The sequence below is a fragment of the Paenibacillus violae genome, from assembly GCF_032461945.1.
Taxonomy (GTDB): Bacteria; Bacillota; Bacilli; order Paenibacillales; family NBRC-103111; genus Paenibacillus_E; species Paenibacillus_E violae.
In genome coordinates, this window is the sequence record NZ_JAWCUD010000009.1 from 329377 (window position 1) to 354366 (window position 24990).

A 24990-nucleotide genomic window follows, 5' to 3' on the forward strand; every position below is an offset into this window, starting at 1 on the left:
TCCAGCTCTAACGGGTGAAATAGGTGACCGTAGTTCCGCTAAATAAAAAGCTCCGCTTTCCGTAAGAGGAAGGCGGAGCTTTTTTTATTCTTTCACAAACACAAGCGTCCCGAAACGCTGAGGAATATGAAAATTGACTGCACCGGTCGGAGACCAGGCCCAGTAATGCCGCTTGCCTTCCGTATCGTCATCGATCCGGTACAGATTCCAGCCCCACTCGGCACCATGCTGCGGAACTTGCTCTTGCTCCAGCCCTTCCCTTAGATCGGCAAATGGAATTTCCAGTTCATAATGCTTCCACCCCTCTGCCCCATCGGAGACAGACGTGCGCAAACCCTTAGCGTCCCAAGCCACATCCACTTTTTTATTCCCATCAAGGCTGTTGTGAATCAGAGCATCGAATTCAACGCCCCGCGGGCTGAGTTCGAATTCGTAGTAGACTTTGCCCGTACCTGTGGGGTCAAGGAACACCTCCACAACGTCCTCCTCATAAATCGGATCATCACGCCGCTCCATCGTCGCCACGACATGATCGTCTTCACACTCAAACCGGACATGCAAGGCATCTTCAGTCCAGCATGCGCGGAACTGCGTTTCCAAACGAGGATTGGCTCCGGTTACAACTTCGTACAGCCTCTCCGGGGTAATTTCATCCCAAGGAATACGTATTTTTTCATCAGCTATGTATTGGCATTCGTATCTCATTCCGGCTCGTTTCCTCACTTTGCAATTAATCTTTGTAACCAATATAACACAATAAAACCGCCTAGCGGCGGTCAACTGTTCATATTCTCTTTTTATAAACCCTCATGGCAAAGATATAAGCCACTAGCATAATTCCGGCGCACCACGCAAGTGCAATCCATATATCGTTATTCAAAGGCTGGCCTGACAACAAGGCGCGGATAGCTTCTACAATCGAGGTCACCGGTTGATTCTCTGCGAAGATGCGAACGATGGTCGGCATCGACTCGGTTGGCACAAAGGCCGAGCTGATAAATGGTAGGAAGATAATCGGATAGGAGAAGGCGCTGGCGCCATCAACGCTTTTTGCGGACAGTCCAGCTATCGCTGCGACCCAGGTTAAGGCCAACGTAAACAGTGCAAGGATCCCGGCAACGGCAAGCCATGGCAGCAAGCCGGCAGAGGAACGAAAGCCCATAAGCAACGAGACCAGAAGAATAACGACAACGGAGATTGCGTTGGATACCAGCGAAGTTATGACATGCCCCCACAGTAAGGTGGAACGGGCAATCGGCATGGTGTGAAACCGCTCGAATATGCCCCGCTGCACATCGATAAATAATCGGTAAGCCGTGTAGGACACACCGCTGGCAATGGCAATTAATAATATGCCGGGCAAAAGGTAATTCACATAGTTATCCGTTCCGGTTTGAATGGCACCGCCTAACACATAGACGAACAGCAGCATCATCGCGATGGGCATAATGGTCACCGTGATGATGGTATCCATGCTGCGGAAAATATGGCGCATGGACCGTCCCAGCATGACGCTGATATCGCTGAAGAAATGATTTTTTACCGTCTCCATTTATTTCCCCTCCTTTTTGCCGACGATAGCCAGGAAAATCTCCTCAAGTGTCGGCTGCTTCTCCACATATTCCACTTTTGCGGATGGGAACAGCTTTTTCAGATCCGAGAGTGTGCCACTGGCAATAATCTTACCCTCATGCAGAATAGCAATTCGGTCAGCCAGCTGCTCAGCCTCCTCCAAATACTGTGTCGTAAGGAGTACCGTCGTGCCGCCACCCGCAAGCTCCTTAACAATTTTCCAAACTTCGATGCGCGCTTCGGGATCAAGCCCTGTGGTGGGTTCGTCAAGGAAAATGATCTGCGGTTTTCCCACGAGGCTTAAAGCGATATCGAGCCTGCGGCGCATCCCCCCGGAATAAGTAGCCACCCTGCGGTCGGCCGCGTCTGTCAGGCCGAAGCGCCTGAGCAAGTCATCCGCAACTTGTCGCGGGTTCTTGAGATATCGCAGCTTCGCAATCATGATCAGATTTTCACGTCCCGTCAAAATTTCATCCACAGCAGCAAACTGCCCGGTCAAACTGATCACCTGCCGTACATGATCAGGTTTTGACGCGACATCTAGTCCGCCAACGGCGGCGGATCCGCTATCTGGTTTGAGCAGTGTAGTGAGGATTTTGACAACTGTTGTCTTGCCGGCACCGTTGGAGCCAAGGAGGGCGAAAATGCTGCCCTTTTCCACCTCGAAATCTACACCCTTCAGCACTTGATGCTCCTTGTAGGATTTCGTCAATCCTTTTACTTGAATGGGTTTGGTAAACGCGGTCTGCATCAGAATCCCTCCTTCATTTAAATGACTGTCACTTTTGACAAATTTGCTTCCATCCCTTTAAGTGCGGCATAAGTCAGTTTATCCATCGTAGCGCCATCAAAGTTGATGCTTTGGATAGCCCTGTAATACTTCTTAGACAAGGTAAATCCCGATAAAAAAGACACATTTCTAAGTGTTGCGTTTCTGAACGAAACTCCGTTTAAAGCTGCTTTGTCAAATTTAACGCCGATAAACGTCTGCCCATCAAAACATTGGCCAGTCAGATCCGTGTACTTGAAATCAACCCCATCAAATGAACAACCATCAAAAACCGTTTTTCTAAGATCGGTCATCGTTAACGTCACGTCGGTCAATCTTGATCCTGTAAATTTGACTCCGTCGAGCCCCGACTTGCTGAAATTGGTTCGAACAAGGATGGTGTTACGGAAGCTTGCATTTGTCAGATCAAGTGTGGATAGGCTGCAGTCCGTCAGATTTGCGCGGTCAAAATTGGCTTCTCTTACGTCGCTGCTTTTAAACGAGCTGCCTGTCAAGTCCGCCCCTGCAAAGTCAGACCCGCGTAACGCGCTGGCTTTAAACTGGCCTTTGTGGGCCGTAACCCCTGCAAAGTCGCTATTCGCCAAGTTGCTTGCGCTGAAGTTAATCAGCACTTGCCGTTCCAGCGAACGAGAAAGGTTGGCAACCTCCAAGATCGTTTCCTCGATATCTCCGATACTCTCAATTGTCATCTTTAATGCGGTTGCATCGTCCTTGCCTGCGGCTTTGAGTTCTCTGTACCGCTCCTGCAAATCGGAGTGCAGGTCCGCCTTTAATTCATTTACGCTTTTCACTCCGTCATATGGCGTGAAAACACCATTCAAATAGTTCGTCAATTGCTGATTCATAGTATCAATCTCCTTATAATAAATTTTCTAACACGCGTTTGGCATATTCCCAATTGTTGAAGTTGCGGGCGTAAGTTGCTTTGCCCTTTTCCGTAATCCTGAAATACTTGCGACGTCCGCCTTGCGTTTCATCGCCCCAATACCACTCGATATCCAAGTCAGCCTCGAGCCGCCGGAAACTGGAGTACATCGTAGCTTCCTTAAGTTCGTATTCGCCCCCTGATCGCTCGGCTATCAGCTTGACAACCTCATAACCGTAGCGATCAGCTTCAGACAAGAGCCGTAAAATCATCGTATCCGTATGTCCACGAAGCAGGTCGGATGTGATCTTGTTCTCGCTCATGTCATCACCTCCATATCTGCATAATAAAGCATACTACTATGACTGTCAAGGTACTATTTTAAATTAAATACTTTGCCTATAATAATTTCCAGGCAGACATAACAAACAAATCGCATAGCTTATGAAAAAGGCCCTATTTCGATGAAATAGCGCCATTGTAGCTCCTCACTCGTGAAGAAGAACCGTTGGAGAAGTTAATACCCTCCGTAGTCTAGCTTGTTAAGAGCCCGGTAGGAGCGAATTTTGAGCGTTGAGAACAGCCAGTATCGCTAAAAATTCAGCGTTCTGAGACATTTGGTCAACGATACACCATTGAGGAACTAGAGGCCGATATTTTAACATATTAGGCCCGTTTCCGTGTTCAGCGGAACTACAGGTCTTTATTTGACCGACTAATCCCGTTTTCTTTAAGAAAACGGACAAATAGCGGCCCACAGATCCCTTCCGCGCGAAAAAGAGCCTATTTCGATGAAATAGCACCCTGTTGTTCCGTCCGACGAGGAACCGCCAAGCGATGGCAGCAAATTTCATGGGTGGAGAGTCCGAATCGCGGCTGCAGCAGCAATTTATGTTGTATTTTGTGCAACCATTTAGCCGTATAGGGCCTCAGATCACCTCTATATTGCACTTTGTGCAATGATTCATGTATTTAAACCGCTTACATTTCATCTTCACAACAAATGATTGTATAATCTGCAACGAAAGACCGCATTCGCAGTCTGACCACACCAATACGTTGTATTAAATGCAACATAACCCTTCGACTTTGCTCACCTCACCCTCCGCGCCATGTGTAACAGTAGAAATTCCAGTTACTCCGCCAATGAACATCAATACGGCTAGCGGTTTTCATGGATGGTAGTACTTTTTACAAAAAAAAAGCAGCATTCTCAATTTCTCGAGAATACTGCTCGCTTTCAAAGCCGAATCAACCTTTATAAGCAATGTTTATATCATATTCTTTATCCAGATAATTAGAAATCTGATCGCGCGCTTCCGACTTAACGTCACGCAACCAATCGGCATCAAGCCGATCTACAGTTTCCATTCGTATATTCTCGTACTTCGTTTTGGCTTTCTCTTTTTGCTTCACTAGGTTCCGAGTAAACATAAAAAAGCTTATCAAAGCCAGAAGGGAAGCCGATAATCTTTTGTCCGAAACAAGCAAATCAAGGATGACCATAGCATTACCACCCGAAACTAATAAAACCTTATGATAGAAGGATATTGTGAAATATAACAGCAACGCGGCAGTTACAATGAGAAATATCCATTGCGTCTTCTTCAGTCTATCCCATTCTTTCTTTCTCTTTTTCAGTTTTTCTATCAACACTAAGGTATCATTACTTAGATTTAGATCAGGCTGCTTCATCCGCATTCCCCCTCACTAATCATCGTATGCTTGTTCACCGTTAATCTTGCAAGAAAAAAAGACCGAAAGCATCACTCTAAGAGCGTTGTCGAAGATGCTTTGGTCTTTGAATATTCGTTTTTAGAAACGTTTTTTCCCTACCAGGAATTTTTTGTTTCCTTTTTTTGCAGTTACAGGCACGTGCTTATAGCTGCGGATCATCGGATTTTTGCAGAGTGGGCAGCTTGGTAAAGCTTCCGTAACGAATTCTTTGCGAACCCATGCTTTACAATCTGCCTCTTTACATTTCCAAATTTCAATCTGTTCGACTTCTGGTTTCTGTTCTTCCGTAACGGTACTCGTTGATGTAGACATTTTCAGCATGTTCTCCCTGTTTCGTAGATTAGACTACTTATTATTATACAGATCCCATTTAATATCAAGTCTTTCCCGTGTTCAAAATTATTTACCGATGGTAGAATGGGAAAAGCGGCTACAAATTAGACACACAATGAAGGCAGGAATCTCGCATGACGAATTTACTACAAGAATGGAAGTTTCAGTTTCAGGGATACAGCCGAAATATTTTGCTGTTCTTTTGCTTCAACTTTGTTTGGAACTTAGGTTTGGGTATGTTTGGACTCGTTTATAACCTGTATGTCAAAAGTCTTGGCTATGAGCAAACGACTGTCGGCAGCATCGTTGGCATGACTTCCCTGGCAGCAGCCATCATTCTTATTCCTGCAGGCATTATGAATGACCGATTCGGACCGAAGCGCGTCATTACGTTCGGTCTTGTTTTCACCATTGTCGCATTGACGGTTCGCTCTTTATTCGAGGTTGAAGCAGGCATGCTGGTTTCATCCTTCTTCGGAGGCATGGCTCTTGCCGTCGTCTCGGCAACCATTCTGCCTTTTATGGCTAACAATTCCACGCCACAGCAGCGTGTGCATTTGTTCAGTTTTAATATGGCGCTTGTGATGATTGCCAATGTTGTGGGTATCGCGCTCGGCGGCCTGCTATGTGACTTTTTTCAATTTATCATCGGGTTAGAGGAAATTATAAGTTTACGTTTCACTTTATTACTTGGCGTTGTCTTCGCGGCGCTTGGCATCATCCCTGTGGCTTTGTTCGAAAAAAGCGATCAGGAAATTCAGCCGCGGAGGGAACCGCTCAATTGGAAACATTCGTGGCGCTCCCACAAATCTTCTCTTCAAGTTATCGGCATCTTCTGCGTACTCGGCTTGCTGTCAGCGATCGGCGGGGGAATGATCGTCCCGTACTTGAATGTGTATTTCGAGGATCGATTTGAAGCTTCCAAGTCTGCGATCGGCATTGTTGTCGCGTTAGGACAAGGAGCTACAGCAATTGCATTTCTTATTGGTCCAATGATTGTAAAGAGATTCGGGGAAGTCAAATCCGTTGTGTACTTGCAGCTCTGTTCCATCCCCTTTCTCCTCCTGACGGCTTTCTCCGCTAATTTCTACTTATCGTCCGGCGGTTATTTGTTCCGGCAGGCCTTAATGAACGCGGCAAACCCTTTTTACAACTCGGTCAAAATGAGTTACGTCGACCGCTCGCTGCGCGGACTAGCCTCATCTTCTGGGGAAGCGGTTTTCAACCTAGGCTGGTTCTTGGCGGCTCCGATCAGTACAGGCCTGGTATTCCGTCATGGCCCCTATTACGGCTACGCTTATGCTTTCTGTATTACAGCAGTAGTTTACGTGGTGATCTCTTATTTCTTTTATTTCTTTTTCGGGAAAAATCGATTCAAACCGGTTGAAGAGTCTCAATAGATGGAAGAGACTTCATAGATTGCGCAAAAAAATTGGTTCTTTTCTATCGTTGACTTCAGCGATGGAAAGGAAATACAATAAAATGAGAGCGCATTCATATAGTCACTATGAACTCTTTATCTATGTTTGATTTTGATTGTGAGGGGATTGCTAGTATGAAGAATAAAATCATCTTTAATGGACAAAGTATTGTCTTAACGTGGATGATCTCCTATATCGTTATTCTCCTTTTACCTGTCGTCATCGGTTTGCTTGTGTACGTGGAATCCAACAAAACGCTGAAGGATGAAATTCAACAAGCCAATGATTCCCTATTGAAGCAGGTTCGCGAAGTCATGGATAACCAATTCAAAGCGATGGAACAGCTCAACTTTGAAATCACATGGAATGTGAACATGCAGGAACTGCTCTACTCGAATAAATATGAAGCCTTTCCCAAAGAATATCGCTATGATATTTCTCAAATCGCACGTAATCTATCGATGTACAAAACCTCCTATCCACTGATTGACTCTTTTTATGTCTATTTGTATAAGGATCAATCCGTTATTCTCCCTACTACGGTCAGACCTAGCGCTTTTGCCTATCAAACTCTGCATATGAGCGATGAATTTTCTTTTGCATCTTGGCAAGAAATTATGACTCGTCCCAACTTCAAAGGTTTTATCCCAATGACCCGGATCGGTGACGATAATATGCTGCGCAAAACGGTGGCCTATATCAGCACCTACCCGATGGAACACAATCAGCCTCTTGCTACGAACGTCATCATGGTCGATCAGTCTCGCATTCTTGGCGCTATTCAGAATATGGAGATTTTCAATAAAGGGCACGTCTTTATATTGAATAATGAGAATCAGATTCTGGCTTCCAATTCAGCCCATGCGCTTCCCAGCGATTTCCCTTACGACAAATTAACAAACACGCCAAACTTCTATTTCTCCGGCTCTGATCATGAGAAATATGAGGTTTTTAACATTCAGTCTCCTATTTCCAAACTCAAATATGTGTCCATCATGCCGAGCACGATTTATTGGCAAAAGGCTGCTCACATCCGCAATTTGACGTATATGAGCATGGTGATTTCGCTGCTTGGCGGCGGCATTCTAACTTTCTTCTTTTTACGGCGCAATTATAATCCCGTTCGGCGCCTTGTCCATGCATTTTCCAAAAAAATGACTCTTGCCTCAGGACAGCGCTATAATGAGTTTCACTTCATCCAGGAAGCGGTCGACAGCACCTTGCTTGAGATGGCTGATTTCAAAAGCAAAATGGAACAGCAGCGGCACATGGTTCGCTCTCATTTCCTCGAAAAGTTATTGAAAGGAAAGCTGGACCGGCACATGCCGATTGCCGAAGCCTTGACGACTTTTGATATGAAGCTGGATCGCAAAGACTTTGCCGTTATGCTGTTTGTCGTTGATCAAAGCGCGCCGTTCTTCGAACGAATTACCCATACGTCCGATGAGGATAAGTGGAAGCTGCTGCATTTCATTATTATGAATGTTGTGGAAGAGCTGACATCCAAGCGGCACCGCGGTTATGCAACGGAGATTGACGATTCAATCGCCTGCTTGGTCAATTTAACATCGGAAGAGGGTGCGAACGGCAAGGAGGAACTGCTGCGCATTGCCAAAGAGACCCAACTTTTCCTCTCAACGACCTATAACATTCATCTAACGATATCGATCAGCAGCATACATGAGAAAATATCCAATGTACCTCAAGCTTTCTTGGAAGCCCTAGATTCTATGGCCTACAAGCTGGTTATGGGGGGACATGAAATTCTGTCTTATGATGATTTGCAAGCTAACCGTGCCTGTGAGCCGGCTTCCGGCTACTATTACCCGCCTCAAATTGAACAACAGTTCCTGTATGCCGTGAAATCAGGGGAATTGGAAGAAGCGAAGGGCATTCTTGCCGAGATCATGAACAAAAATTTTGAAATCCGCGGGATTTCCGTCTCCTTAACCAAATGTTTAATGTTAGGCTTGGTTACTACCATGATGAAGAGCATAAGTGAAACCGGAGACATCCAAGAGAGCTTCTTCATCCGCAATCCCAAGCTGGTCGACCGGCTCTTAAGCAGCATTACCGTCCCGGAAATGAATCTGTACTTGAATGAAATGCTGGAGCAAATCTGCACCTATACAGCGGCCAAACGGCAGGTAGCCATCTCGCAAACGCGGCAAAAAGCCTTGCAGGAGCTGGTCGAAGAAATTTCTGTTTATATTGAAAATAATTACTCCGACGCCAATTTGAATGTGACCATGATCGGCAACCATTTTGACCGCAAAGCCACTTACTTGTCGAAGCTTTTCAAAGATTATGTGGGTGAAGGTCTCCTGGATCGCATTAATAAAGTCAGGATCGACAAATCCAAGCAGCTTCTGAAGAGCCAAGAGCAGTCGGTCGGCGATGCCGCGAACGGAGTGGGGTTCAACGATATCAATGCCTTTATCCGTGTTTTCAAAAAAGTCGAAGGCATTACGCCGGGAAAATACAAAGAGCTGATTGAAAAATAGAGGCTTTGGGCAGCCAATGGGCTGTCCGCTCCTTTTTATAAGCCTATTTTGGCTATTTTGAAGACTCGATTGGATATTTTGTAGAGCATACCTCAACAATTCAAGAAGCAATTGGACAATTTGCAGATGGTTGTTTTGTAAGCGTTATCATATAGTAAAGGTGTGACAGAGAACACCTCATACATTTAAGCAAAATGAAGCAGCGTCTGCGAAGCCAGTTGGTCTGGCGAAAAACTTAGTTACTCTTAGGAGGTCAATCTATGCAAAAAAACAGAAAAAAAATGTTCACCGTGCTTGTTGCAACAACGTTAATGGGAAGCTTGACTGTCGCTTGTTCCTCATCGAACACGCCGAGTACAGACGCTAGTCCGAAAGCGACGGCCGGAGGTACAACCGCTCCAGCGGCTGCCGCCCCTGCTTCGTACCCGCTCAAAACAGATAAGACCCTAACGTATTGGGGCGAACTGCCTGGCAACGTGACAGGGGTTAAAGCGGCTCACGCCGACATTCCTTTCTTCCAAGAATGGCAGAAAAAGACCGGTGTTCCATTGAAGTTCCTTGCACCTCCTACCAATCAAGCTTCGCAAGCATTGAACGTTTTGTTAGCATCAGGCGATCTTCCTGATATGATCGAGTTTGACTGGCAAGGGGCGTTCCCTGGCGGTCCTGAAAAAGCGATCAAAGACGGCTACATTTTGAAATTGAATGATACGATTGATAAATTTGCACCTAACTTGAAGAAATATCTCAAAGAACATCCTGAGATCGACAAACAAGTAAAAACTGATAACGGCAGCTACTATTCCTTCCCGTTCATTCGCGGCGATGATTACTTGCGTGTCTATCAAGGTCCAATTATTCGAAAAGACTGGCTCGATGAACTAGGTCTGCCGATTCCAGAGACGATTGACGATTGGTATACAACATTGAAAGCCTTCAAAGAGAAAAAAGGCGCTACAGCTGCCTTCTCCGTTGTCAGTGTGCCTAGACCGTTCAATGAATTAGGAAACGGTGCTTTCGCGGGTGCTTATGGCGTGACACGTGATTTCTACATTGACAATGGCACGATTAAATTTGGTCCGGCTGAAAAAGGCTACAAAGACTTCTTGGCAACCATGCACAAATGGTATGAAGAAGGTTTGATTGATAAGAACTTCGCAACAGCGGACGGCAAAGCTTTGGATGCGAATATGGCCTCCGGCGCAACAGGCGTTACCGTCAATAATGCAGGCGGCGGTATCGGTAAATGGCAGCCGCTGATTACGGCGAAAGATCCGAAAGGCGTGCTCGTTGCAGCGCCATATCCGGTACTCAAAAAAGGTGATATCGCGATGTACGGGCAGAAAGATCCATCCTTCTCGCCAGGCGGCATGGTTGCGATCACAGCTTCTTCCAAAAATATTGAGACGGCTGCTAAGCTTCTTGACTATGGTTACTCCGAAGAAGGTCATAATTACTTCAACTTCGGCACCGAAGGCGTTTCCTACAAAATGGAAAATGGATACCCGAAATATACGGACCTGCTCATGAAAAATCCGGATAAATTAGCACCGGCACAGGCTCTGTCCTTGTATGTACGCGGTAACTACAATGGTCCATTCGTTCAAGATAAACGTTACATCGAGCAATATTTGGCATTGCAAACGCAACGTGATGCCGTTACAACTTGGCAAAAAACAGACGTAGATAAACACAAACTGCCGCCAGTCACGGCTACACCGGAAGAAAGTACAGAGTTGGCCAAAATCATGACTGACGTCAACACGTTAGTTGATGAAATGACGCTTAAGATCATTTTGGGCACTGAGCCTGTAGATTCCTTTGACAAATACCAAGAGAAATTCAAGTCTGTTAAACTGAGCCGCGCGCTTGAAATCAAGAAAGCATCCTTGGATCGTTTCAATAAAAGATAGATAACAGGCCAGGGGGAGGGCAATCGCCCTCCCTGCTTTACTAGAACTTCGCGGCGAAAGGAGAGATTTCATGCGCAAAGCAGGACAAGCAACGTTCCAAGTACGTTTCAAACGCGATTTTTTGCTCAACAAATATTTGTACCTGATGATGGTTCCCGTGCTGGCCTACTACATTGTCTTCCATTATGCGCCGATGTATGGAGCTCTGATCGCTTTTAAAGAGTACACCCCGATTAAAGGCATTTTGGGCAGCTCATGGGTCGGCTTCCAGCACTTCAATGATTTCTTCAGTTCCTATTATTTCTGGCGAATTCTCAAAAACACGGTTATTATCTCGCTTTACTCCCTGTGCTTTGAATTTCCTGCACCTATTATTTTGGCGATTCTGATCAATGAATTGGCGAATAAAAGGTTTCAGCGTTTCGTACAAACCGTTACGTACATGCCTTATTTCATCTCCCTCATCGTGATCGCCGGGATGATCAAAGATTTTACGAATAATGGCGGGTTAATTAATAACTTTCTGACGCACTTTGGCGCCAGTGATACGGCGATGCTGCAGAAGCCTGAGATGTTTCGGACGATCTATATTTTATCGGAAATTTGGCAGAAAATCGGATGGGAGTCTATCATTTATTTAGCGGCTCTCATGGGAATTGATCAGGAACAGTATGAAGCCGCGAAAATGGATGGAGCCAACAAAATAAAGCAGATCTGGCATATTACCCTCCCAGGTATTCTACCGACCATCGCGATCATGTTCATTCTGCGCATGGGGAACCTACTAAACGTTGGTTTCGAGAAAATTATTTTGCTGTATAACCCCAGCACGTACGATACGGCTGATGTCATTTCCTCCTTCGTTTATCGAAAAGGATTAATTGAATTCGGCTGGAGCTACAGCTCCGCGGTCGGTTTGTTCAATTCCGTCATCAATCTGGCTTTACTCATTGCAGCAAATAAAATCAGTAAAAAAGTAAGTCAAAGCAGCTTATGGTGAGGAAGGAGGGACTGAAGTGAAAACCAGCTACTCAGACAAAGTATTTACTACGGTCAACCACATTGTATTGCTTTTACTCGTTGTCATTACGTTGTATCCACTTCTCTACGTCACCTTCGCTTCCATCAGTGATGCAGGGCAGTTGATTACCCACAAAGGGTTTTTGTTCAAGCCTTTAGGTTTCAGCATTGAAGCTTACAAAAGCGTATTTAAAAACCCTGCGATTCTCAAAGGTTATCAAAACACACTTTTCATCCTCATATTCGGGGTCACAACGAACCTCATCGTTACATCCTTAGGGGCTTATGTGCTTTCGCGTAAAAATGTGATGTGGAACAATGTGTTTATCTTCATCGTTGTCGTTACGATGTTTTTCAGCGGCGGTCTCATTCCGCTCTACTTAGTGGTCAAAGGCGTGGGCTTAATCGACTCTTTATGGGCTACGATTCTACCTTTTGCCGTTAACACTTTCAATTTGATCATCATGCGTACAGCCTTCATGGCCGTACCTGAAAGCCTTGAGGAATCTGCGAAAATGGACGGAGCCAATCACTTCGTCATTTTATTCCGCATTATTATCCCGCTCTCCATGCCGGTTATTGCTGTTATGATTCTCTATTATGCCGTTGAGAAATGGAATGGTTGGTTCTATGCCTCCATCTTCCTGAAGGATCGAGACCTGTATCCGCTTCAGCTCACGTTAAGGGAAATTCTCATTTCGAATAACACCGACTCCATGTCAACCGGTGCCAATGCAGCCGATCAATTTCAAATTGGGGAAACGATCAAATATGCAACGATCATGGTAGCTTCCGTGCCCATTCTTATTCTGTATCCATTCGTACAGAAGTATTTCGTCAAAGGCGTCATGATTGGCGCTGTCAAAGGGTAAAATCACAGCATGAAAACGCCGTTCACCTACTTCCTAGGTGCGGCGTTTTTGTTTTTTCGTTTACTTTTGAATGCTTTAGGCAACAGCAGTTTCTTGTGTGAAACTTGGCCATACACTATAGGGTCACAGTATTGCTCATTTGAGAGGAGAGGCCTACATGAAAGTTGATCTGGGATGCGGCGAGCATAAACATAGGCATTTTTATGGAATCGATCGCGTTGGCGGCCCGGAAGTGGACATGGTTTGCGATATCAATGACGGTATTCCGCTGCCCGATCATTCCGTTGAAATGGTCATGGCCAGCCGCAGTCTGCCTTATGTAAACGATCTCCTGGCTGTCATGTCCGAGCTGTACCGAATTTGTGTCCACAAAGCGATCGTCTGTATTTTATCTCCGTACGCCCATCATTTTCGCCATATGTCCAATCCCCATCTTAAGCAAAAATTTGATGAATATACGCCCCGCTATTTCACCAATCATTTCCATCAGCCCCCAGGCAGTCCCCTCAGCCCCATTGTCCCCAGCTATACAGGCAGCTCTGTCCCATTTGATTTCCGGCTGCTGAAGATGGAGTTTTTCTATGAATCTCCCTTTAGCCCTCCGCTATATGAGCAGGACGAATTGGACTTGTTGCTCCAGCTCCAGCCGAATGTCGTCAGTGAGATTATGTATCAATTCGTTGTTGTAAAAAAAGAACTCTCTGTCGACGAATGGCTATGGATGTGCAATCAGCAATACCGTGAACCTCAGTGGGCCGAAGCATTAAGACAGCCTGCCCCTACAGTAGTTGTGGAAGCAGCCGTACCAGAAACGCCTACATCGTTTCCCCCTCCAGCTATGGACTTCTATAGCCATAAGCCTGTTAAATCAACCAAAACAATCCCCCGTAGCCCCAAAAAGAAACCTATATAAATTTGACATCATAATTAAACTTTATATTTTCTGATCATGTTTTCTATTTCACATCATACCATGTAACCATCGGCCTAAATTCACCATTCATCACAGCGAACTTCCTCCAGCTATCTAACGGACGGTTCAAAATCTAGGGGGTGACGATCATAGCTCTCGTCGTCAGGTCCACACTCAACGCGACTGGCGCGATCACGTTCACCGGAAATACACTTGGCTTAAGTCGCTCCGATACGGTAGGCCAACCGGGAACACAAGACAGCATCGGTGCTTTCACGACGGTGAATACCGCGCTGAAATTCGGAACATATCCCGCAGGCACGACCAATCTCTACACCTCGAATAATTCATCTGCCATTCTCACCATTCCTGCAGGAAGCACCGTACTTTATGCAGAACTGATCTGGGGCGGATCTTATATCAACGGCAATGTTGACCTGAGCGCTGTGATTAACAATCCGGTTTCGTTTACGACACCAGCAGCAACGTTTAACATCACGCCTGATGATGCAACGAAGAATGAGTTTAACTTGGGCAGCGGTGCATTCGGCTATGTGCGCACAGCTAATGTCACGACTCAGGTGCAGCAAGGGATGGGCGGTACTTACACCATAGGAAGCGTGCCTGGTACGATTGTCGTTGCCGGTGATCCGACAGCCAACCATTGCGGTTGGACGCTGGCCGTTATTTACCAGAACACGAGCCTGCCTTTCCGGAACATGTCATTGCGAGTCGGTGCCGTACTCGTACAGTCTACCTCTCCTCCTGTGAACACGACCATTACTGGATTCGCTACACCGGTAACAGGCACACTAGGCGGTAGAGCGCTTTTCAGCGCCCAGGAAGGTGATGCTAACCGTACGGGCGATCAGGCGTTGTTCGGGCCTACAACGGCCTCACTCGTCGCGTTATCCGGACCGAATAACTTTGCCGCTAACTTTTTTGCTTCCCAGATCAATAACGATGCAGGGCAGCTTAACACCACTGGGACGTTCGGCTCACTCAACCAAATCAACGGAGCTCCCGGATCGAACATTAGCGGAGGCCGTCAAGGCTGGGATATTACGAACGTAGATGTCTCCGCACGGTTAACGAACAATCAATCCTCCGCCATCCTGCAATTGACAACTTCTGGGGACGCATATGTTGTCAATGCCAATGCCATTCAAGTTGATATTAACGCACCCAAAATTAGTGTGACCAAAAGTGCCAATGTAACCGGAGCGGTCGTGGGCGATACCATCACTTACACGGTAACGACCACCAACTCAGGGACGGCCAGCGCCGCCAGTATCGTGTTGTCCGATGCCTTGCCTACCGGTTCAACCTTCGTAGCTGGCAGTGTCATCGTAGCAGGCGTATCACGGCCGACCTACGATATTACAACAGGCGCGCCTCTTGGCTCCCTTGCCTTTGGCTCATCTATCACTGTTTCTTATAAAGCTACGGTCACGAGTCTTCCGGATCCGCAAACGATTGCGAATACGGCAAATGCCGCCTTCACATTTCAAAGCGTCGCAGGCGGTTCCATTATTTCAGGCGTCATTCCATCGAATACGGTGTCGACGACGGTTTATTCGCCAAAGATTGCGATTGTGAAATCCGCAAGCACGGCGAACGGTTCTGTCGGTAGCACGGTCACCTATACCCTGCAAATTGCGAATACCGGGAATAGAAGTGCCGTCATGACCGTTACCGATAACATACCAGCTGGAACATCTTTCGTTGCGAACAGTTTCAAAGTGAACGGTGTCACGGTTCCTGGCGCCAATCCGGTCACGGGTGTAAACATTGGCACTGTAGCAGCCAGCGGAACATCCACGGTCACCTTTGATGTACTGATCAATTCCCTTCCGTCTCCGCCGCAGCTCGTGAATACAGCGAATAGTACATACACGTTTCAACCGCCTGATGGTCGTACGATCTCGGGAACCGCCGGCTCCAATACCGTGACTATCCCCGTCCGTTTGCCAAGTGTTGGTGCTGTCAAAAGCGCTAATGTTGTCGACGCGGTTGTCGGAGATACTTTTACATACAGTACGGTGATCACGAATTCAGGTGTAGAAAGTGTGACGAATGTCATCCTCACGGACGTCATACCGCAAGGCGCAACTTTTGTGCCCGGCACCGTCGTCGTTGGAGGGAGTTCGAGGCCAAGTTCAGTCCCTGGCGGCGGCATTGCTGTAGGTACCATAACGGCTGGCAGCTCGGTCACTGTCACCTTCCAGGTCAATGTCGTTTCCTTGCCCACTTCCAATCAATTAAGCAACCAGGCATCTATTTCTTATAGTTCCGGTACTTTTACGGGAACTACCCTAACCAATACGATTACGACACCCGTGTTTCAAGCTGTTGTCTCTGTGACCAAAAGTGTGAATAGTACGAACGTCACCGTTGGGGCGACGCTGACCTATACACTTCTGGTTCGCAATCAAGGTAATATCGCTGTTCAACCAACGGTCGTGGATACCATCTCACCATCCACCACGTTTGTGATAGGCAGTGTTACAATAAATGGCGTTTCCAGTCCGAGCGCGAATCCTGCTGTTGGTATTCCAACAGGGGCTGTTCCGCCTTCCGGCACGAGTGAAATTAAGTTTCAAGTCGTCGTACAGAACTTGCCGTCACCTCCAAGACTCCAGAATCAAGCAACGGCAAATTACACGTACCAACCACCTGACGGACGCACGCTAAATGGGAGTGCCGTGTCAAATACGACGGATATTCCCGTATCCGCCCCCAATGTCGTCGTAAATAAAGCAGTTAATCTATCGTATGCGGCTCTCGGTGAAACACTGATTTACACGCTCAACATCACGAACAGCAGCGTTGTTCAAGTCAGCAGCGTCACCTTGCAGGATTCTCTGCCAGCCGGAGTTACGTTCCAAGCTGGAAGCGTGACGGTAGACGGTGCGCCAAGATCTGCGGCGGACCCGAATACCGGCTTCTCAATTGGAAACATTGCGGCCGGCGCCACAACACAGGTCATTTTCCGGGCAACCGTCACTTCGGTTCCCACGCCAGTGCAAGCTGAGAATCACGCCAGCATAAGCTTTAACTCCGGCGTTTTCTCTGGAGCGGCTTTCTCGAACAGCGTTATCACGCAAATTCAGCAGCCCATCTTATCCATTGTCAAAAGCTCCAACCTGACGCTTGCAGTTCTCGGCGATATCGTTGTTTACAAATTGGAGGTGGGCAATACCGGCAGTTCTCCTGCCAACGTAACGTTAACGGATAATATACCCGCAGGCACGACGTTTCTCGTGAACAGCGTTATCATCAATGACGCTCCTCTGCCAGGCGTTGACCCTGTGAGCGGTATTCCGCTCGGTACGCTTGATGTGGGTGCAAAGAAAATCGTTACCTTTGAAGCGACGGTAACTTCCCTGCCAACTCCGCAGCAATTGGTCGATCAGGCTAGCGCAGCCTACACCTTTACGCTCTCGGATGGCCGAACGCTCTCTGGGTCCGGCATTTCAAACACGGTAACCATTCCTGTTTCAGCTCCTAACGTGAAAGTGATGACCACCAGCAACGTCAGCTCTGCCGTTCAAGGAGATACCGTCACCTATACCAGCGTCATTACCAACCAAGGCGTCGAGAACGTCAATAATGTAATACTTACGAGCATTGCCGATCCGAGCACTTCATTTATTCCCGGAAGCGTCATTGTAAACGGCATTTCATTGCCGAATACCAATCCGTCGACCGGTATTCCAATCGGTACCCTGGCGCCTAACCACCCGGCTACCGTGACTTTTGAGGTGAAAATCACAATGCCAACGCCACAAATCATTAACCAATCTTCGGTCAGCTTCACATCGGGATCCTTCTCAGGGTCATCATCCTCCAATGATGTCATAACGCCCGTTACCCAACCGAATATCACGGCTGTTAAGACAGCCAACACCACCAGCGCAACTGTCGGCGATACTGTTCTATACAGCATCGTTGTGTCGAACACAGGCAACCTTGCAGGGAATGTCGTTGTCACAGATACGATTCCTGCAGGAACCTCTTATGTAGCGAATAGTGCGCAAGTCGACGGGATGCCTCAGCCTGGATCAGATCCCGTAACAGGAATTAATGCCGGTTCCATCGCGCCCGGCACCTTTAAGACAGTAACCTTCTCCGTGTTGATTGAAACTTTGCCCAGCCCGCAAACGATCAGCAACATCGCTACGGCTACATACACGTTCACCCCGCCGGATGGTCGTATCATCACTCGTTCGGTTACATCGAATACCGTTACGTTCCCGGTCTCTTCGCCAAACGTAACCGTATCGAAAAGTACGACTTCTACCGCTTTAACCGTAGGCGATACCATTACGTACAGCACGTCCATCATGAATAGCGGGATTGCCCCCGTCAACAATGTCATATTCACGGATCAAATTCCTGCGGGCGGCACGTTTGTTCCTGGCAGTGTCGTCATTATCGGCGCTCCACCGCCGGTTGTTCCTCCAAACCCGGCCACAGGCGTTCAGTTAGGAACGATCGCAGTTGGAGCAACGGTCACCGTGCTTTTCAATGTACTCGTTACCTCTGTGCCGACTCCAGAACAATTAACGAACCAATCTGCGGTAACGTTCACATCAGGCGCACTCTCAAGCACAACCTTCTCAAATCCCATAACAACACCCGTTTACCAACCTGTCATTGGTGTTCTAAAAGCCGGAAGCACTTCGAATGCAACCGTCGGGGACACCATCGTATACACGCTGAATGTTTCTAACACAGGTAACTATGCGGCTTCTGCCATCCTAACGGATACCATTCCAGCCGGCACCTCCTTTCAGCCAAACAGCGTATTCGTTGGAACGACGCCCGCTCCTGGTGCTGACCCTTCAACGGGGATTGATATCGGTTCCGTTCAGCCAGGTGCCACGATTCCTGTCTCTTTCTCTGTCGTGATCAACACCTTGCCGAATCCGCAGGTGCTATCCAACACGGGAACGGCTGCGTACTCCTTCACACTACCGGACGGCCGACCATTCAACCGTTCTGCCACGTCGAATACCGTAACGATTTCCGTGTCTTCGCCTAACGTCAGCGTTGTGAAGAGCACAACCGTGACGGATGCCGTAGTCAATGATATTCTCCCTTATACGATTGTCATTACGAATAATGGGATTGAACCTGTTAGCAATGTTGTTTTCTCGGATCCGATCCCATCCGGCTTAGCGTTTATTCCAGGCAGCGTCGTCATTGTCGGAGCGCCAACACCACCTGTGCCGCCAAATCCAATATCCGGGATTGCGCTTGGTACTATCGCAGCTGGAGGAACGGTTACCATCACGTTCAATGTCAGAGTGGTTGCCCTACCTGATCCAGCACAGTTAAGCAACCAAGGTATTGTCAGCTTTACCTCCGGCGCCTTCTCGGCGGTTGCCTTCTCCAACACGATTACAACGCCGGTTTATCAACCTATTCTTGCTGCAGCCAAATCGGCAAGTTCCACCAATGCCACAATTGGCGATCTCATTATCTACACGGTAAAAGTCAGTAATTCCGGAAACTACGCAGCCAGTGTCACGTTAGTTGATCCCATTCCTAACGGAGCCACTTTCCAGCAGAACTCTGTTGTACTAAACGGAATCACCCAACCAGGCGCAGATCCTACTACAGGCATTCCATTCACTGCACAACCCGGTGTTACTAACACAGTAACATTTGCTGTTGTTATTACCTCGCAGCCGAATCCGCAGGTATTAACAAATACGGCAACGGCAAACTTCAGCTTTAGTCCGCCTGATGGTCGGGTTATTACAGGTTCAGCTGTTTCCAATACCGTAACCATTCCGGTATCCGCTCCGAATGTCACGGTCGGGAAATTGTCAACTGCTACCGATGCCGTAGTCGGCGATACGATCACTTATTTAGCTAATGTGTCCAATAATGGCATAGCGGCCATCAATAATGTTCAATTCTTTGATCAGCTTCCTGGTTCCACAAGCTTCGTTCCAGGCAGCGTTACCATCGATGGCACTCCGGTATCCACCGCTGATCCAACCAAAGGAATATCGCTTGGCACCATTCAGCCGGGCGCGTCCGTTGCAGTTTCTTTCAAAGTCACCGTTAACACCTTGCCGTTATCCGGGCTGCTTACGAATCAATCGTCCGTCAGCTTTACGAGCGGAGCTTTTGCCGCATCCGCCTTCTCCAACACAGTCATCATACCGGTTTATCAACCGATTATCGCTCTCATCAAAAGCGCAAATACAACCAATGCCACCGTCGGCGATACGATCGTTTACACGCTTACGCTTCACAATTCCGGGAATCTGCCTGCCGTTGCAACTGTCTTCGACACCATTCCGGCAGGAGCCGAATTTGTCCCTAATAGCGTAATTGTCGACGGTCAACTTCAACCTGGCGCTAATCCAGCTACCGGTATCAATGCCGGAACAATCCCTCCTGGCGATACGATTACTGTGAAAATTTCGCTCGCCGTCACCGTTGAGTTCTTACCGTCACCGCAGCAATTAGTGAACACGGCAACCGCCAACTACACCTACTCGCCACCAGATGGCCGGGTACTGTCAGGTTCCGTTGCATCCAACACACTCGTGGTTCCAGTATCCTCGCCAGACGTTAGAGTAGTAAAAAGCTCCGATGTAATTGACGCGATTGTTGGCGATACAATTACGTACACAGTAATTGTCACCAATAGTGGCATAGAAGCAGTTAACAATGTTGTTCTAACAGATCCAATCCCAACTGGAACTGTATTCGTCACAGACAGTGTAACGGTTAATGGCAGCGCTAGACCAGGCCAGAATCCAAGTACAGGCGTTCCGCTCAACACCATTGCTGCAGGTGCATCTGTTACCGTTACTTTCGAGGTGACGGTCGTATGACGGCCGAATCCCAACCTCCCAAACATTTAATTAATCAATCTGTCGTCCGTTTCAGTTCAGGTAATTTGACCAGCCACGCTTATTCCAACACCGTAGATACCCCAGTGGTTGGTCCCGTCATTACGATTCGAAAAAAGGCGAATACTTCTGAAGCCGTGCTTGGTCAAGTCGTAACATACTCCTTGACAATAGCCAATAAGGGTAACTTGGATGCACAAGTTACCCTTTTTGACACCATGCCGGACGGGACTTCGTTAGTTCCTAACAGCGTCATCGTGGATGGCGTCCCCATGCCTATGGCCGAACCCGATAAGGGCATCTATGTGGGGACGATTCATATCGGCCAGCACATCGAAGTAAACTTCCAGGTCGTCGTGCTTCATCCCTCTTCACAACTCAAAAATCAAGCAACGGCAACCTATACCTTCCATACAGCGGGAGGTAGATCTGCAACAGGGAGTTCAAAGTCGAATACCGTCATCATTCCTTTTGAAGAAACGAAAGTCAACTTTAAGAAACACGCGGATAAACGCTATACTTTTGTCGGCGATACCGTCACGTTTCTATTCACCATCAAAAATGAAGGAAGCTTATCCATTAACAAAATGCTTTTTATAGATCGGCTGCCAGCCGGCGTTCGTTTCGTTATGGGCAGCGTAAAAATCGGGCATACTTCCTACCCGTCAGCAAATCCTGCGGAAGGCATTTCACTTAGCGAACTGCCCGCGTATGCGACTCTATCTCTACAGTTCCAAGTCACCATTACCCATGCCCCCTCATCCGGATGCATCGTGAATGACGCGGAACTTGTCTTACACCTCAGAGACTACAAGCAAAAAATGACATCCAACTCAATTTCATTGGAGGTTTACGATCCTGCGATTTCGGTTGTCGAGTCCGTCCTGCAGCCAAAGGCTACTCTGGGCGATACCTTGACCTATTCCTTAATCGTTGCAAATAAAGGCAATATTGCGGCTGAAATTTGGCTGTCCGATTTCATCCCTGAAGGCAGCTCCTACGTGCTGGGAAGCTTGATGGTGAATGGATCTCCATATGGCAATTCGCTGTTACCCAGCTCTGTGTATGTCGGGCAATTGCCGGCAAAAAACCAAATGGCGGTCACGTTCCAAGTTACGGTCAACGCCGTTGCCATTTCCGCCGAACAGACCGAGCTAACCAGCCATACCGACGTATTATTTAATTTCCGTCTGCCGGATGATCGTGTTGTCTCTGATCATGTGCTGTCCAATACGGTAAGCGTCGAATTGCTGCGACCGATTGTAACCATCGTAATTTTTGCAAATCCTTTAATTGCGGAACCTGAATCCACTGTCCATTACAGGATTCAAGTATCCAATTCAGGCAATCTTGCTGCAGGCAGCGTGTTTCTTCACGATTGGATTTCTCCCTTGACTACGTTGAACGCCGGTACCCTGCGAATCAACGGCAATCCGATGAACCAAATCTTGAGTTCATCTCAACCTTTATCGCTTGGAGTCCTCCAGCCACAAGCCACAACCGAAATCACATATTCAGCGACAATTGTTCTTAGACCGAATGCCAAACGCATTCCGCTAAGAGCATCCGCCAAATATGTGTATCAGGTAAATGAACCTGTTCATACGGGAACGGCGTTGTCCAATGAAGTAGTTATTCGAATTGAGGAGGCGGAAGAATAAAAAAAGCCGGGGCATCTCATCGCCCCGACTTTTTTTATTTACGGTCATTGATTGCTTTAATCAGTTCAACCGGAATTTTCGGTTTCCGATCATACGTGAGCAAACCGTTAATCTCTTGTTCCACATCCGTTAATTGCGTATAGCAATAGCCTTGAACAACGCCGGAGTTCAGAAGTGGACGAATGACGGCGCGCAGCTTTTGCTCGTAATCTTCATCGTTTTCTGCGCCTGAGTATCCCCAGCCCTCCCATTCGCTTTTCTTATACGCTATCCCGCCAAACTCTGTAACTAGAATCGGCTGATTCTCATATGGGAAACCTTCGACAAACAGGCGGCGATTAGCCGGCATTGCATGAACAGCCTTCTCTTTGGTGCTGTAGCGCTCTGTCAGGACCTCTTCCCGCCATTCATAATCGTGAATCGCGAATAAATCCGTTTTCACCAATTCCCAACCGTCATTCGAGATAACAGGACGCATCGAATCAATCGATTTGGTCAAATGATACATCGTCAGCGCGTGCTGCTGCTGCCTTTTATCGATCTGGATATTAGGAACTCCCCAGCTTTCATTCAAAGGAACCCATGCAATGATGGATGGATGGTTGTAATCGCGATCGACAGAGGCTTGCCACTCTTTCGTAAACCGTTCTACATACTTTTCCGTGTACTCGTAAGCGTTAGCCGCTTCGCTCCAGACAACAAGTCCGAGCTGATCGCACCAGTACAGATATCTAGGATCTTCCAGCTTCTGATGCTTACGTGCTCCGTTAAAGCCCATCGCTTTCGTCAGTTCCACATCCTGTTTGATCGCCTCATCACTCGGCGGCGTCAAGTTTCCATCTGGGAAATAACCTTGGTCCAGCACCATTTTCAGGAAATAAGGACGGTTGTTGAGACAAAGCTTGCCATTCTCGATTGACACTTTACGCATCCCAAAATAACTCGTCACCTGATCAACAGGTTGTTCATCGACCAGCAGTGTAAAAGTCACGTCGTACAAATTCGGACGCTCCGGCGTCCACCAACCGCCAAGTCCATGATCATTAAAATCATTCAGACGAACCGCTCTTGTCCCAACGCTGTCTTTCAACAAATACGTGTCCTCAGAAACAAGTTTGCCTTTAAAAGAAATTTCAACCTTCACCTGCTGCTTCTCATGCGCTTTGGCGGCTTCGATGAAAAATTGCAATTCCACCTGTTTATTATCAATGTCCGGCGTAATTCTCACTTTATCTAAATAAGCATCGGCGCTTACCGCTTCCATCCATACAGTTTGCCAAATGCCAGTCGTTCTCGTATAGAAAATGCTCGCTGAATCCGAGAGCCAGTACTGCTTCCCTCTAGGCAGCGTCACGTCTTTGCTGTAATCAACGGCCTTAACAACTAACTTATTCGTACCTGACTGAAGAGCATCGGTAATGTCCGCGTGAAACGGCGTATGCCCGCCTTCATGCGTAGCAACCAAAGTGCCGTTCACCCAAACGGACGCCTCATAATCAACAGCTCCAAAGTGGAGCAAAATCCGCTTATTTGCAAAGGAATCCGGAATCACCAAATCTCTGCGATACCAGACAACATCATGAAATTCATTGCTGCCAATACCGCTTAATTTGCTTTGAAAAGCGAAAGGCACCTGGATCCTTTTGGATAACGCTTTGTTCCCTAAATGCCACTTCTCTTTGCTGCCTACGCGGTCATCATCAAATTCAAATTCCCACTCGCCATTCAGGTTCATCCAGCTGTCTCGTACAAATTGTGGCCTTGGGTAATCTGCTCGGGGTTGATTCGTCATGGGTAACGCTACCTCCATAAAGTTAATTAATAAGTTAATTAAATAAGTCCAACACAACTAAGACTATTATCATCCCAAGCTCATTTTCTGTCAATACGTGTTATTCAATTAACTTTTAAGTTATTATAAATGCATGCGTGCCGTGCCTACGGCCTGCTCTGTCATACGCGTGATTCATGATTCTTCGCCAATTTTAAATGAGTACTGTGGGTATGTGGTTTGTGTTCGGCGGGTGGCGGGGTTTGCGGGATTTGCGGGATTTGCGGGATTTGCGGGATTTGCGGGATTTGCGGGATTTGCGGGGTTTGCGGGGTTTGCGGTGTTTGCGGGGTGTACGGTGAGGGCGACTGGCGTGTAAGGTGTGCGGCGAAGCGGCGGGATGACGGGAACTGCTGGAGTGCAGGTTTTGCGGCGGGTGTGGCGAGCGAGATTACCGTGGGCAAGCTTAGCATTTCCATGGGGATTCGGATAAGGGGAATCTTTAGGGAACTGGAGGCCTCTATTTGAAGCGAAACACGCATTTCCTCTCTGAGTGGGAACTACAGGCCCTTATTCAGCCGTCATGTCATGTTTTTTGCGTGAAATTGGCGAAATAGTGGACCTCTGTCAAGAAAGTAAACACATCATTAAGTGACGATCACGCAGTTTCTGAAAAGGTCGCCGCAAACTGAACAGGCGAAACATAGCCGAGGGAGCTATGAACTCGTTTGCGGTTATAG

At 47.4% G+C, this 24990-nt stretch carries 17 protein-coding genes; 9 read left to right on the top strand and 8 right to left on the bottom strand.

Translation table 11 applies throughout. From position 1 onward, the window contains the following. Nucleotides 1-84 precede the first annotated feature (84 nt). The 7 genes from RQP52_RS24680 to RQP52_RS24710 all read right to left on the bottom strand — a co-directional run bounded on the left by RQP52_RS24680 (nucleotide 85) and on the right by RQP52_RS24710 (nucleotide 5276). Nucleotides 85-705, bottom strand: a complete 621-nt coding sequence (locus RQP52_RS24680; RefSeq protein WP_315954301.1) for a carbohydrate-binding family 9-like protein — start codon at nucleotides 703-705, stop codon at nucleotides 85-87. Between the two features lie 79 nt (nucleotides 706-784). After that, entirely contained in the window at nucleotides 785-1552 is a 768-nt protein-coding gene (locus RQP52_RS24685; RefSeq protein WP_315954302.1) for an ABC transporter permease, read from the bottom strand. Continuing rightward, nucleotides 1553-2323 carry an ABC transporter ATP-binding protein gene (locus RQP52_RS24690; RefSeq protein WP_315954303.1) on the bottom strand — a complete coding sequence of 257 codons (771 nt, stop codon included), beginning with the start codon at nucleotides 2321-2323 and terminating at the stop codon, nucleotides 1553-1555. Between the two features lie 17 nt (nucleotides 2324-2340). Continuing rightward, nucleotides 2341-3207, bottom strand: a complete 867-nt coding sequence (locus RQP52_RS24695) for a pentapeptide repeat-containing protein (RefSeq protein WP_315954304.1) — start codon at nucleotides 3205-3207, stop codon at nucleotides 2341-2343. 13 nt (nucleotides 3208-3220) lie between these two features. Continuing rightward, a complete protein-coding gene (locus tag RQP52_RS24700) occupies nucleotides 3221-3550 on the bottom strand; it encodes a PadR family transcriptional regulator (protein WP_315954305.1) in 330 nt (109 codons plus the stop codon). A 928-nt stretch (nucleotides 3551-4478) separates the two neighbouring features. Then, entirely contained in the window at nucleotides 4479-4922 is a 444-nt protein-coding gene (locus tag RQP52_RS24705) for a DUF2663 family protein (protein WP_315954306.1), read from the bottom strand. Nucleotides 4923-5042: 120 nt separating this feature from the next. Further along, the gene (locus RQP52_RS24710) at nucleotides 5043-5276 is read right to left on the bottom strand and encodes a cold-inducible protein YdjO-related protein (RefSeq protein WP_127457457.1); all 234 of its coding nucleotides are present in this window, start codon (nucleotides 5274-5276) and stop codon (nucleotides 5043-5045) included. A 155-nt stretch (nucleotides 5277-5431) separates the two neighbouring features. On the opposite strand from RQP52_RS24710, the gene RQP52_RS24715 reads away from it, so the two are divergent. The 8 genes from RQP52_RS24715 (at nucleotide 5432) to RQP52_RS24750 (ending at nucleotide 22479) form a co-directional block, all read left to right on the top strand. After that, nucleotides 5432-6697 (top strand): MFS transporter, encoded by a 1266-nt coding sequence (locus RQP52_RS24715; RefSeq protein WP_315954307.1) that lies wholly within the window; start codon nucleotides 5432-5434, stop codon nucleotides 6695-6697. A gap of 155 nt (nucleotides 6698-6852) precedes the next feature. Continuing rightward, complete coding sequence (locus RQP52_RS24720; RefSeq protein ID WP_315954308.1) at nucleotides 6853-9222, top strand: AraC family transcriptional regulator; 2370 nt, start codon at nucleotides 6853-6855, stop codon at nucleotides 9220-9222. Between the two features lie 260 nt (nucleotides 9223-9482). Next, nucleotides 9483-11135, top strand: a complete 1653-nt coding sequence (locus tag RQP52_RS24725) for a type 2 periplasmic-binding domain-containing protein (protein ID WP_127457454.1) — start codon at nucleotides 9483-9485, stop codon at nucleotides 11133-11135. Nucleotides 11136-11205: 70 nt separating this feature from the next. Then, nucleotides 11206-12135 (top strand): ABC transporter permease, encoded by a 930-nt coding sequence (locus RQP52_RS24730; protein WP_157322898.1) that lies wholly within the window; start codon nucleotides 11206-11208, stop codon nucleotides 12133-12135. Nucleotides 12136-12151: 16 nt separating this feature from the next. Then, nucleotides 12152-13027, top strand: coding sequence for a carbohydrate ABC transporter permease (locus RQP52_RS24735; RefSeq protein WP_315954309.1), 876 nt, complete (start codon nucleotides 12152-12154; stop codon nucleotides 13025-13027). A gap of 157 nt (nucleotides 13028-13184) precedes the next feature. Next, nucleotides 13185-13940, top strand: a complete 756-nt coding sequence (locus RQP52_RS24740; protein ID WP_315954310.1) for a class I SAM-dependent methyltransferase — start codon at nucleotides 13185-13187, stop codon at nucleotides 13938-13940. A gap of 149 nt (nucleotides 13941-14089) precedes the next feature. After that, complete coding sequence (locus RQP52_RS24745) at nucleotides 14090-20800, top strand: hypothetical protein (protein WP_379171643.1); 6711 nt, start codon at nucleotides 14090-14092, stop codon at nucleotides 20798-20800. Continuing rightward, on the top strand, nucleotides 20797-22479 hold the full coding sequence (locus RQP52_RS24750; RefSeq protein ID WP_315954312.1) for a DUF11 domain-containing protein: 1683 nt from the start codon (nucleotides 20797-20799) through the stop codon (nucleotides 22477-22479). The genes RQP52_RS24745 and RQP52_RS24750 overlap by 4 nt, the downstream gene beginning before the upstream one ends. A 34-nt stretch (nucleotides 22480-22513) precedes the next feature. Here the strand turns inward: RQP52_RS24750 and RQP52_RS24755 are convergent, their stop codons facing one another. After that, nucleotides 22514-24271 (bottom strand): glycoside hydrolase family 2 protein, encoded by a 1758-nt coding sequence (locus RQP52_RS24755; protein WP_315954313.1) that lies wholly within the window; start codon nucleotides 24269-24271, stop codon nucleotides 22514-22516. A 219-nt stretch (nucleotides 24272-24490) separates the two neighbouring features. Here RQP52_RS24755 and RQP52_RS24760 point away from each other — a divergent pair, with 219 nt between their 5' ends. Further along, nucleotides 24491-24778, top strand: coding sequence for a hypothetical protein (locus tag RQP52_RS24760; RefSeq protein ID WP_315954314.1), 288 nt, complete (start codon nucleotides 24491-24493; stop codon nucleotides 24776-24778). The last annotated feature ends 212 nt before the right edge of the window (nucleotides 24779-24990 follow it).

What these genes read in the sequence shown, in the direction of transcription:
- RQP52_RS24680 (WP_315954301.1), bottom strand. Translation starts at nt 705, where the DNA reads ATGAGATACGAATGCCAATACATAGCTGATGAAAAAATACGTATTCCT.
- RQP52_RS24705 (WP_315954306.1), bottom strand. Translation starts at nt 4,922, where the DNA reads ATGAAGCAGCCTGATCTAAATCTAAGTAATGATACCTTAGTGTTGATA.
- RQP52_RS24690 (WP_315954303.1), bottom strand. Translation starts at nt 2,323, where the DNA reads ATGCAGACCGCGTTTACCAAACCCATTCAAGTAAAAGGATTGACGAAA.
- RQP52_RS24685 (WP_315954302.1), bottom strand. Translation starts at nt 1,552, where the DNA reads ATGGAGACGGTAAAAAATCATTTCTTCAGCGATATCAGCGTCATGCTG.
- RQP52_RS24695 (WP_315954304.1), bottom strand. Translation starts at nt 3,207, where the DNA reads ATGAATCAGCAATTGACGAACTATTTGAATGGTGTTTTCACGCCATAT.
- RQP52_RS24710 (WP_127457457.1), bottom strand. Translation starts at nt 5,276, where the DNA reads ATGTCTACATCAACGAGTACCGTTACGGAAGAACAGAAACCAGAAGTC.
- RQP52_RS24730 (WP_157322898.1), top strand. Translation starts at nt 11,206, where the DNA reads ATGCGCAAAGCAGGACAAGCAACGTTCCAAGTACGTTTCAAACGCGAT.
- RQP52_RS24725 (WP_127457454.1), top strand. Translation starts at nt 9,483, where the DNA reads ATGCAAAAAAACAGAAAAAAAATGTTCACCGTGCTTGTTGCAACAACG.
- RQP52_RS24700 (WP_315954305.1), bottom strand. Translation starts at nt 3,550, where the DNA reads ATGAGCGAGAACAAGATCACATCCGACCTGCTTCGTGGACATACGGAT.
- RQP52_RS24755 (WP_315954313.1), bottom strand. Translation starts at nt 24,271, where the DNA reads ATGACGAATCAACCCCGAGCAGATTACCCAAGGCCACAATTTGTACGA.
- RQP52_RS24740 (WP_315954310.1), top strand. Translation starts at nt 13,185, where the DNA reads ATGAAAGTTGATCTGGGATGCGGCGAGCATAAACATAGGCATTTTTAT.
- RQP52_RS24750 (WP_315954312.1), top strand. Translation starts at nt 20,797, where the DNA reads ATGACGGCCGAATCCCAACCTCCCAAACATTTAATTAATCAATCTGTC.
- RQP52_RS24715 (WP_315954307.1), top strand. Translation starts at nt 5,432, where the DNA reads ATGACGAATTTACTACAAGAATGGAAGTTTCAGTTTCAGGGATACAGC.
- RQP52_RS24720 (WP_315954308.1), top strand. Translation starts at nt 6,853, where the DNA reads ATGAAGAATAAAATCATCTTTAATGGACAAAGTATTGTCTTAACGTGG.